The following is a 9,881-nucleotide window of genomic DNA, read 5'->3' on the forward strand; positions in this document are numbered from 1 at the left end:
GCCCCCGGTGTCTGGCCGCTGGGGGGGCCCGCGCCGCCGACCAGTCCAGCACGCCCGGCTGGTCCCAGTCGCCTTCCGGCCGGCTGATTTGCAGCGGATCGGATCGTCAGCACCTTCGGATGCGGCGCGATTGGAGTTTCCATTTCGCAATAATCGAAATCCGAAAACGCAAAATGCGGCCGGCCGGTCACCACGCGGCACCGTAGCACCCGGCTCCAGACCGGCCAGAGCCGCTACTGGCGCTGCGCCTTCAACACCCGCAGCGCCGGTGTGCCCAGGCTGGCAGGGATGATGGCAGGGCGCCCGATCCTGGCGCAATCTGCAAACCAGCACACCCGGCAAGTGCAGGTCGGCCGTGCACCTTCGCGCACGAGGAAGTGGGTGCAGGAAAAATTCCTGCCGTCGTATTCCTCCTTATTCGGACAATCCAGGTCCGCGATGCAGGCGGCGGCGCGCAGGGTCATAGCCTGCTGATATTCCTCCAGCGTGCGAACTGGCCCTGCCGAAATTCGCTCCGCACTCTCTGGCTCCAGTGGCCGCTTCAGCGACAGTTTCCCAAAATCCGGACGCGGTCTCATGCGGCCTGCTCCTGTGAGACCGGCAGCGGATCCTGCCCCCAGAGGTCCGGCAATCCGCCCTCGATGGCCTGAAAGCCCAGCGAGGCCGCGGAGTGCTTGGCATCCTGCGCCGCGCCGCGCGCAAAGCAGGCAACCAGTGCGAAGAATTCCGGCCGCGTGATGCCCGCCGCCGTCATCATCCGTCGCCGGGACACCTTCGTCGCCCCCGCATAGACACCGATACAGACACCGCCGCAGGCGCCCACCCGCAGCAGATGTGAGAGAATTACGCCCAGCCCGGACCGAAGCTGCCATCGCACGCGGCGGCCACGCGCCCCCGGCGCTGAGCGCCGCCCTGATGCACACCCCTTCCACCGGATCGCCGGTCACCCAGGCAGCCCCTCCCGCCGGGCTTTCGGTCCAGAGAATGGAGGCCGGCGTCGTCATCGCCTGCCCGGTCAGTTTCCCGGCCAGTTTCCCGGCCAGTTTCCCGGCCAGCGCAAGGCCTGCTTCCAGTTCGGCAAAGGTTGCTTTGCGCAATTCGAACTCGCCTGCACGCCGGGCCAGGCCCGCATAATTGATCCGGACTTCAGACATCAACGGCCTCGGCGAGCGCGACCAGGACGTGCATGTCGCGGAAACGCTCCCACACGCTCAGATACGCTGCAAACTAAAAGTCGCGGAGAAGTTGCGCGCCCGTCAGGCCAGCAGGCCCTGAAGCTCCGCCGCCGATTCCCGCGCCTGCTCGGGCGAGCCGAACAGTTGCCGGTTCACGCCGATCCGCTTGAACCAGTAGTGCAGCCCCAAGAGATCGGTAAAACCCATCCCGCCATGCACTTCGGTGGAGGTGCGCGCAATGAAGGTGCCGGCTTCGGCCATGTAGGATTTTGCGAGGTTCGCCATCACCGGGCCTTCGCCATCGCCAATGTCGAGCGCGTGGGCGGCATGCCAGATCAGCGCCCTTCCCGGCTCGAGCTTGGCGGCCATCTCGGCGCACATGTGCTTGACGGCCTGGAACGAGCCGATCGGCCGGCCGAACTGCTGGCGTTCGGCGGCATAGGCCACCGCCTTGTCGAGCATCGCCTGCGCCGCGCCGAGCGTATCGGCTGCGACGAGCAGGCGCGCGGTGGCGAGAAAGCGCTCACCTGTTTTCGGCGACCCGAGCGTCTTCGCCCCCGTCAGCTTCACCTCATGGAAGGTGCGTGTGCGGTCTATCGTCTGCATCGGGACGATTTCGGTTACGGCCTCAACGACATGAAGATTTCCGTCAGCAGCGGCCGCAAGAATGTGTGTTGCGCCCTCGATACTCATCGCCAACAGCGCCTTGCCCGAGAGCTTGCCTTTCGCGAGCGAGAGCCCTGCGCCATCCCGGCGCGACGTAAGCTCCGTCACCGCAAGGCCAAACTTTGCCTCGCCGGCGCCAATCAATGTCAGCAGGTCCGGATAGTCCGTGAACGCAGCGGCCGCGGCAGCGCCCGCGAGGAAGCGCGACGGCGCAACGTGATAGCCGAGCGCCTCTTGCACAAGGCAGGCATCGAGCAATCCAAGCCCAAGCCCGCCCGCATCCTCCGGCACGAGCAGCGATGCGAGCCCGAATTCGGACAACGCCGCTTCCAGCGCGCCGGCCGCGTCGGCATCGCCCAAGGCAATTTTGCGGATCTGGTCCAGCGAGGCCGCGCCCGCGAGGACGCCCTTCAGGCTGTCCTGCAACAGGCGCTGGTCTTCGGAGAGTGCAAATTCCATCTGCTTACGCCTTCGCCAGTTTTGGTTCGCGCGGCATGCCTAGGCCGCGTTCCGCGATGATGTTCTTCTGGATCTGCGCGGTGCCCCCGCCTATGATCAGGCCGAGGTCGTACATGTAGCGCCATTGCCAGCTGCCATCCGCTCTCAGGTGTTCGCCGTCTTCATACAGCATGCCCAATTCGCCAAGCGCGTCGATGGCGAGGCGGGCGATCTCGTGGTTGAGATCGCAGCCATTGAGCTTGACGATCAGGCCTGCGAGGCCCGCTGGTTCGCTCTTCAGGCGGCTGGTCGTTATGCGCAGACCGTTCGCCTGCATGGCATAGACTTCCGCCTGCAGCTTCATCAGCCGGTCGCGCAGCACCGGATTTTCGATCAGGCGACGCTCGTTGACCGTCTCCGTTTTCATCAGCGTGACGAGTTCGAGGAAGCGCGCCTTGGTCGCATTCGGATCCCCCAGCATTCCGCGCTCGTGCGTCAGTGTGGCATTCGCCACCTCCCAGCCCTTGTTCGGCGCGAAGATCACGCCGCTCTTCGGGACACGGACATCCGTGAAGAAGACTTCGTTGAAGTTAGCCGTGCCCGTCATATCGACCAGCGGACGCACCTCGATGCCGGGCGTCGACATCGGAAAAGTGATATAGGTGATGCCCTCATGCTTCCTGGCGTTCGGGTCCGTACGCACGAGGCAGAAGATCATGTCGGCCTGCTTGGCGGTCGAGGTCCAGATCTTCGATCCGTTGATCACGTAATGGTCGCCGTCCTCGACAGCAGACGTACGCAGCGCTGCAAGGTCCGATCCCGCGCCCGGCTCCGAGTAGCCCTGGCACCAGATCATTTCGCCCTCGATCGTCGGGCGGATACAGGCCTGCTTCTGCGCTTCGGTGCCAAGCTCCAGCAGCGTCGGCACCAGCATCGAAATGCCCTGCCCCGCCATTGGCCCTGGCATGCGGCTGCGCGCAAATTCCTCGGCGATGATGCGCGCCTTGAGAATGTCCGGCTCGCCGCCATAGCCGCCATAGGCCTTCGGGATCGTCCGGGCGGCGAGACCGTGCTCGATCAGGAATCTCTGCCAGGCAATGCGCCTTGCATTCTTGTAACCCTTGTCGTCGGCGGTCGGGGACAGGTGGCGGTTGTTCGCAAGCGTCTCGGAGACTTCGGCGCGAAAGGCTTCGTATTCGGGGTCAAGGTCGAGTTTCATACCCGCATTTGAAACCCCTGACCCTGCGTCCGGCAAGAGGGGCGCTTGCGCGACGTTGCGGAAGGGCTCTTAGCTCCACCCAAGAAATCCCCAAGGAGGAAGTTCCATGCCCGTCGAATACGTCAAGAAAGGCCATGTGGCCGTCATCACCATGAACCGTCCGGAAGCGCGCAACGCCATCAATGGCGAGATGGCTGCAACCATGGAAGCCGCGCTTGACCAGATGGAATCGGACCCGGAGGTCTGGGTCGGCATCCTCACCGCCGTCGGCAAGGCCTTCTGCGCCGGCGCGGACCTCAAGGAAATCTCCGCTGGCAATGGCGCCGCCCTCTCCACCAAGAAAGGCGGATTTGCCGGTATTGCCCGGCGTGAGCGTACCAAGCCGCTGATCGCGGCGATCACCGGGTCGGCGCTGGCGGGCGGCACGGAAGTCGCCCTCTCCTGCGACATGATCATCGCGGCCGACGACACGAATTTCGGCCTGCCCGAGGTGAAGCGTTCGCTCGTCGCGGGCGCAGGCGGCCTGTTCCGCCTGCCGCGCGTGATCGGCAAGGCGGTTGCGCTGGAGGCGATCCTCACGGGCGACCCACTTTCCTCGCAGCGCGCCTATGAACTCGGCATGGTCAACAAGGTCGTGCCGGAAGCGCAGGTTATGGATGAAGCGATGAAGCTCGCGGCGAGGATCACCGCCAACGCGCCACTGGCTGTCGCTGCGAGCCGCACGGTTGCCATCGAGGCAACGTCGAAAACCGATGACGAACTCTGGAAGGCCTCAGGCGTTGCTTTTGCGGGCATCGTCGGCACGGAAGATTTCAAGGAAGGCCCGAAAGCCTTCATCGAGAAACGCGCGCCGGTCTGGAAGGGCAGGTAACCGTACTTAACTTTGGCGGGCTGAGACCCGCCGGACTTCCGGCCGCCATTCCGGGAGACCGGGATGGCGGGTCTCTTTTGGCGCAGCATTGGAGGCCGGGCGCGCTCTGCGGGAAACGGCCAGGCGGGCAATTCCTTCGCTTTCTCCCGCTCATCCCCCGCTCATCCCCGGCGCAGGCGCCGAACAGGTCAGGGATAAGCTTCAAAAGATCCTCGCGCGCGCGGGGTATGAACGGGACGGGGTGAGTTTTCTATGGTTTCTCCAATCTAATTCCGGCGCAAGCCTTGATCCATACTTTCAAGCGCCAGCAACGGCCCCCTCGATGGTTCCCGACTTTCGCCGGGACCACAAGGTGGGAGAGGCGGGGAACAGGCGGCAAGGTAGGCGCAGGCGAGACCTCATGCCGACATCCGATCCCAGCTCAGACGCCGTAGAAATAGGATATGGCGAGGCAGCTGACGAAGCCGATGATGGTGTTCATCGCTACACCGATCTTCAGGAAGTCCGAAAAGCGGTAGTTGCCGGCGGCGTAGACGAGCGTGTTCGTCTGGTAACCAACGGGTGAGGCGAAGCTGGCACTGGCGCCGAACATCACGGCGACAACGAGCGCGCGCGGGTCAATGCCGATGAGGGCGGCGAGGGAAATCACGATGGGGGTCACCACCACGGCCACGGCGGCGTTGGTGACGATTTCGGTCAGCAGCGAGGTCAGCGCATAGATCGCCACGAGGGCCCAGAAGGGTGACATTTGCATGAAGAGGGGCACGGCCGCGTTGACGATCAGGTCCACCGCGCCGGTCGACTGCAGGGCCGAGCCGACGATCAACATGGCGACGATCAGCCCGAGCACGCTGGGGTCGAGTGCACGCCAGGCGTCTTCCATGGACAGGCAACCGAGCACCAGCATGGCGCCGAGGCCGATGATGCCGGCCATGGGGAGCGACACGGTACCGCTCGCCGCCGCCGCGATGACGGCCGCGATGATCGCGATGGCGAAGCCTGCGCTGTCGCGCCGGAAGGGCTTCTCCGGAAGATCGCGCGTGATGATCAGCGGCGAGGTTGCGGTCAGCGCGTCGATCGCGCGTTCGGTGCCTTCCAGCAGGAGATGGTCGCCTATGCGCAGACGCGTGGAGGCGAGTTCCGGGCCGGGCTGGTTACCATGACGCGCAATACCGCGCAGGCGTACGGGGCGAACCGAGAGGTAACTGAGCTGGTCCGCGCGGCGGCCGATGTTCGGATCATTCGGCGAGAGGATTGCCTGTACACGGATGGTGGCTTCGCTTTCTGCCGGGGAGCGCCGCGCGACGCCTGAAGAGAATTTGCCCTGCTCTATGACAGTGAGAAGTTCTGGCAGCGTAAGGCGGACGGACACGCGCTCGCCAGGCGCGATGAGTTCGGGGCCGTCCTTGTTTTCAGTCGCCGCTGGTTCGGTCCCGGCAGGTTTGCCGGTACGCGTGTGCGCGATCAGCATTGCACTGCGCGGCAGGGCAACGCCCGCTTCTGCCGTAGCCGGAAGGGAGAGGTCCGTGAGGAACAGCAGTGGCTTTTCCGCCTTGCGGTCCGGGTCCCCGCCTTTCGGCAGGAGGAAGTAGCCGAGCACCATGAGGACCGGAATGCCGGCGCCAATTACGGCGAGGCCGACGCCGGTGATCTCGAAGATCGTGAACGGTTCCAGCCCGGCGCGCGCGGCGACGCCGGCCACGATCAGGTTTGTCGAGGTCCCGATCAGGGTCAGCGTACCACCCATGATCGAGAGATAGGATAAGGGGATCAGCATGCGCCGTTTGGAAATCTTCAGTGTTTCGCAGAGCGCAATAACCACCGGGATAAGCACGAGGACGACCGCCGTGTTGTTGATGAATGCGGAGGCCAGCAGCACCATTACGGTCATAAGCAGGAGCGACACCCAGCTGCCGCGCGCGGCAGCGGTGATCACCATATGCGCCATCCTGTCCAGCACGCCGGTGCGCTGCAGCGCGGCGGTGAGCATGAAGAGGGCGGCAATCGAGATCGGCGCGGAATTTGAGAAGGGCAGCAGCGCCTCTTCCTGCGGGATCAGGCCAAAGGCGAAGCAGGCGGCGGCGGCAACCACGGCGGTAGTCACCGGCGGCACGCGCTCCAGAGCGAAGGAAATAACCATAGCGAACAGGATGACCAGCGCTATAAGCGCATCATTGGCGGCAACCCAGCTTGAGATACCATCCGGCATGGCGTGCACTTCTCCCGTTCAGCGGCTTCGCTGATTGTGACACCCTGCTGGTGGCCTGGACCCGTTTACATCAATTCGGAGCGGAAGGCTTGCTTCCTCCGGTTTGCAGAAAACCGGGCGGATCAATCCTCGCGCTTTACGCGTGCTTTGCCGCGCCCCAGTGTCAGCGCCTTAATGGCGCCGCGGAAGGTGCGCACTTCCTGCGCGGTCCACCGGGCGCGGATCAGGGCGTTACGCAGGTTGTTCGTGATCACGTGCGTCTTTTCGGGCGGATAGAAATAGCCGGCGCGGTCGAGTTCGGCTTCGAAATGTTCGAACATGCCGATCAGCTCTTCGCGCGGGGCGGGGGCGCCGACGCCTTCGTCCTTGCCGGCGAAGCGTCCGCCGAGGCCGGCGCCCGCGCCCCACTGGTGGCAGAAGATGGCGACCGCCTGGGCGAGGTTCAGCGAGGCGTATCCGGGGTTCACCGGATAGGTCAGGACGGCGTCGCAGAAGGCGACGGCCTCGTTCGGCAGACCAGAATTTTCCCCGCCGAAGAGGACGCCCGCCTGACCGGGATGGGCGCTTAGCGCGTCCACAGCCTGCGGCGTGTCCAGCACCGGCTTCTCGATGCCGCGCGGGCGGGCGGTTGTCGCAACGGCAAAGGTGAGACCGGCCATCGCGGCCTCGAGCGTGCCGAACACCGCCACCGTGACGCCCTGCCCCAGGGCGCCGGCGCTCATCGTCTCGGCGGCAGGGTTGGGCCAGCCGTCGCGCGGGGCGATGAGGCGCAGGTCCGTCAGGCCGAAATTCAGCATTACGCGGGCGGCGGCGCCGATGTTTTCGCCGAGCTGCGGCGTATGGAGGAGGATGGCGGGGCTGCGGCGGTCTGCCATGGGATATCCGGTTTTGACGGGGGGCCTCCGTCTGCTATAGCGCGGACCAGACGGTTACAGAGCAAGGATTCCAAAACATGTCGAAGATCAAGGTCAAAAACCCGGTTGTGGAGATGGACGGGGACGAAATGACCCGGATCATCTGGCAGATCATCAAGGACAAGCTGATCCACCCCTACCTCGATATCGACCTGAAATATTACGACCTTTCAATCCAGAACCGCGACGCCACCGATGACCAGGTGACCGTGGATTCAGCCGAGGCGACGAAGAAATACGGCGTTGCCGTGAAGTGCGCGACGATCACGCCGGACGAGCATCGGGTCGAGGAATTCGGCCTCAAGAAGATGTGGAAGAGCCCCAACGGCACGATCCGCAACATCCTCGGCGGCGTGATCTTCCGCGAGCCGATCGTGATCTCCAACATCCCGCGCCTGGTGCCCGGCTGGACCAAGCCGGTCGTGATCGGCCGCCATGCCTTCGGTGACCAGTACAAGGCGACCGATTTCGTGGTGCCCGGCGCCGGCAAGCTGACGATGAAATTCGAAGGCAAGGACGGCAAGGTGATCGAGAAGGAGGTGTTCGACTTTCCCTCCGCCGGTATTGCGATGGGCATGTACAACATGGACGAGTCGATTCGCGACTTCGCCCGCGCCACCTTCACCTATGGCCTGCAGCGCCAGTGGCCGGTCTACCTCTCGACCAAGAACACGATCCTGAAAGCTTATGACGGCCGCTTCAAGGATATCTTCCAGGAAGTCTTCGACACCGAATTCAAGGACAAGTTCGCCGCCTTCAAGGGCACTTATGAGCACCGTCTGATCGACGACATGGTGGCCGCCTGCATGAAATGGTCCGGCGGCTATGTCTGGGCGTGCAAGAACTATGACGGCGACGTGCAATCCGACACCGTGGCACAGGGCTATGGCTCGCTGGGACTGATGACTTCCGTACTGCTCTCGCCGGATGGCAATACTGTGGAAGCCGAAGCGGCGCACGGCACCGTGACGCGCCACTATCGCAACTGGCAGAAGGGCGAGGCGACGTCGACCAACTCCATCGCTTCCATCTACGCCTGGACGCAGGGCCTCGACCACCGCGGCCGGATGGACGCAACACCTGACGTGCGCAAGTTCGCCCGCACGCTGGAAGAGACTGTCATCAAGACGGTCGAAGCCGGCCATATGACGAAGGACCTCGCGCTGCTTGTCGGCCCGGATCAGGGTTATCTGACCACGGAAGGTTTCATCGAGAAGGTCGCACAGAACTTCGAAACCGCGATGGGCACGAACTGAGGCTGATGGCCGGGGCCGCCCGCATGGCGCAGCCCCGGCGTTCCTCAACCTGGCCACCGGATGACGCAGACCGCCCCTTCCCGCACATCCGGTAGCCGCCTCGTTGAACTGGGCGCACCCGCCCTCCTGTTGCTCGCCGCCAGCGCCATTGCCTGGGCCGCATGGTCCACGAAAGCCGCAAGCGCCCTGGAAGCGGGCGCCTTCGTCACTGGCGTGATCTGCGTGTGGCTGGTCGTGCGCCAGAGCATCTGGAACTTCCCGCTCGGCCTGCTCAACGTCGCGGCCTATACCTGGATTTTCTACGAATATCGTCTGTATGCAGATTCTGGCCTGCAGGTTTTCTACTTTGCGCTGAACCTGATCGGCTGGTATCTCTGGCTGTTCGGCGGCGAGGACCGCACGGCGCTGAAAGTGCAGCGCACCTCGAAGCGCGAACTGGCGATCATCGCCGTGTTCGTCGCCGCCTCGACGGCCTTACTCTGGTGGCTGCTCGGGAAGCTGGGCGGGGCGGCGAAGTTCTGGGACGCGCTGACCACCTCGATCAGCCTTTCGGCACAATGGCTGCAAAGCCGCAAGAAGCTCGAATGCTGGCACATCTGGATACTTGCCGACGTGATTTATGTCCCCCTCTATGTATCGCGCGGCCTTAACCTTACGGCGCTGCTTTACAGCGTCTTCCTGTGCATGGCGGTCATGGGCCTCATCGCCTGGCGCAAGGCGGTGAAAGAATGACCCCTCCGCGCGTGCTTCGCGTCGTTCTGATCGGAGCCGAATCCACTGGCAAAACCACGCTGTGCGAGGCGGTAGCGGCGCACTATGACACGGTGTGGGTGGCCGAATACGGTCGCGAACATTGGGAAAACAAGATTGCCGACCAGAACACCCCGCCCGGCGAAACCCCCGCCTGGACGGATGACGAGTTCATCCATATTGCCAAGGAACAGCAGCGCCGCGAGAACGAGGCCGCCGCCCACGCAAACCGCGTGCTGATCTGCGACACCAATGCCTTTGCCACCGCCACCTGGTTCGAGCGCTATGCCGGCGCGCGCCATCCGCAGGTCGACGCGATCGGCGCGCGGGACATCGTGGATCTCTATCTCGTTCCATCCCCGGATGTTCCCTTCGTGCAGGAC

The 9,881-nt window shown here is 64.0% G+C and carries 10 protein-coding genes; 4 read left to right on the forward strand and 6 right to left on the reverse strand.

Translation table 11 applies throughout. The features are described from left to right. Window positions 1-233: 233 nt before the first annotated feature. From WEA77_RS15700 to WEA77_RS15715, 4 genes are all read right to left on the reverse strand, one after another. Complete coding sequence (locus tag WEA77_RS15700; RefSeq protein WP_368068808.1) at window positions 234-464, reverse strand: hypothetical protein; 231 nt, start codon at window positions 462-464, stop codon at window positions 234-236. A gap of 110 nt (window positions 465-574) precedes the next feature. Then, the gene (locus tag WEA77_RS15705) at window positions 575-877 is read right to left on the reverse strand and encodes a hypothetical protein (protein ID WP_368068809.1); all 303 of its coding nucleotides are present in this window, start codon (window positions 875-877) and stop codon (window positions 575-577) included. Between the two features lie 379 nt (window positions 878-1,256). Further along, window positions 1,257-2,300 carry an acyl-CoA dehydrogenase family protein gene (locus tag WEA77_RS15710; protein WP_368068810.1) on the reverse strand — a complete coding sequence of 348 codons (1,044 nt, stop codon included), beginning with the start codon at window positions 2,298-2,300 and terminating at the stop codon, window positions 1,257-1,259. Window positions 2,301-2,304: 4 nt separating this feature from the next. Continuing rightward, window positions 2,305-3,498: an acyl-CoA dehydrogenase family protein gene (locus WEA77_RS15715; protein WP_368068811.1), complete on the reverse strand. Its 1,194-nt coding sequence runs from the start codon at window positions 3,496-3,498 to the stop codon at window positions 2,305-2,307. 106 nt (window positions 3,499-3,604) lie between these two features. Here WEA77_RS15715 and WEA77_RS15720 point away from each other — a divergent pair, with 106 nt between their 5' ends. Further along, window positions 3,605-4,369 carry a crotonase/enoyl-CoA hydratase family protein gene (locus WEA77_RS15720; protein ID WP_368068812.1) on the forward strand — a complete coding sequence of 255 codons (765 nt, stop codon included), beginning with the start codon at window positions 3,605-3,607 and terminating at the stop codon, window positions 4,367-4,369. A 421-nt stretch (window positions 4,370-4,790) separates the two neighbouring features. On the opposite strand, the gene WEA77_RS15725 is transcribed toward WEA77_RS15720, so the two are convergent. After that, the gene (locus WEA77_RS15725) at window positions 4,791-6,578 is read right to left on the reverse strand and encodes an SLC13 family permease (RefSeq protein WP_368068813.1); all 1,788 of its coding nucleotides are present in this window, start codon (window positions 6,576-6,578) and stop codon (window positions 4,791-4,793) included. 122 nt (window positions 6,579-6,700) lie between these two features. Continuing rightward, window positions 6,701-7,453 carry an RNA methyltransferase gene (locus tag WEA77_RS15730; protein WP_368068814.1) on the reverse strand — a complete coding sequence of 251 codons (753 nt, stop codon included), beginning with the start codon at window positions 7,451-7,453 and terminating at the stop codon, window positions 6,701-6,703. Between the two features lie 77 nt (window positions 7,454-7,530). On the opposite strand from WEA77_RS15730, the gene WEA77_RS15735 reads away from it, so the two are divergent. The 3 genes from WEA77_RS15735 to WEA77_RS15745 form a co-directional block, all read left to right on the forward strand. Next, a complete protein-coding gene (locus tag WEA77_RS15735) occupies window positions 7,531-8,748 on the forward strand; it encodes an NADP-dependent isocitrate dehydrogenase (protein ID WP_368068815.1) in 1,218 nt (405 codons plus the stop codon). A 60-nt stretch (window positions 8,749-8,808) separates the two neighbouring features. Then, window positions 8,809-9,480, forward strand: a complete 672-nt coding sequence (gene pnuC, locus WEA77_RS15740) for a nicotinamide riboside transporter PnuC (protein WP_368068816.1) — start codon at window positions 8,809-8,811, stop codon at window positions 9,478-9,480. Then, window positions 9,477-9,881, forward strand: a 405-nt coding sequence (locus WEA77_RS15745; protein ID WP_368068817.1) for an AAA family ATPase, incomplete at its 3' end; no start/stop codon positions are given. The genes pnuC and WEA77_RS15745, both read left to right, overlap by 4 nt.

The organism is Hyphomonas sp. (assembly GCF_040882205.1).
In the GTDB taxonomy this organism is placed as follows: domain Bacteria; phylum Pseudomonadota; class Alphaproteobacteria; order Caulobacterales; family Hyphomonadaceae; genus Hyphomonas.

Excerpts from the sequence above, each read along its gene's own strand:
- WEA77_RS15700 (WP_368068808.1), bottom strand. The coding sequence starts at position 464 with ATGACCCTGCGCGCCGCCGCCTGCATCGCGGACCTGGATTGTCCGAAT.
- WEA77_RS15710 (WP_368068810.1), bottom strand. The coding sequence starts at position 2,300 with ATGGAATTTGCACTCTCCGAAGACCAGCGCCTGTTGCAGGACAGCCTG.
- WEA77_RS15715 (WP_368068811.1), bottom strand. The coding sequence starts at position 3,498 with ATGAAACTCGACCTTGACCCCGAATACGAAGCCTTTCGCGCCGAAGTC.
- WEA77_RS15720 (WP_368068812.1), top strand. The coding sequence starts at position 3,605 with ATGCCCGTCGAATACGTCAAGAAAGGCCATGTGGCCGTCATCACCATG.
- WEA77_RS15725 (WP_368068813.1), bottom strand. The coding sequence starts at position 6,578 with ATGCCGGATGGTATCTCAAGCTGGGTTGCCGCCAATGATGCGCTTATA.
- WEA77_RS15730 (WP_368068814.1), bottom strand. The coding sequence starts at position 7,453 with ATGGCAGACCGCCGCAGCCCCGCCATCCTCCTCCATACGCCGCAGCTC.
- WEA77_RS15735 (WP_368068815.1), top strand. The coding sequence starts at position 7,531 with ATGTCGAAGATCAAGGTCAAAAACCCGGTTGTGGAGATGGACGGGGAC.
- pnuC (WP_368068816.1), top strand. The coding sequence starts at position 8,809 with ATGACGCAGACCGCCCCTTCCCGCACATCCGGTAGCCGCCTCGTTGAA.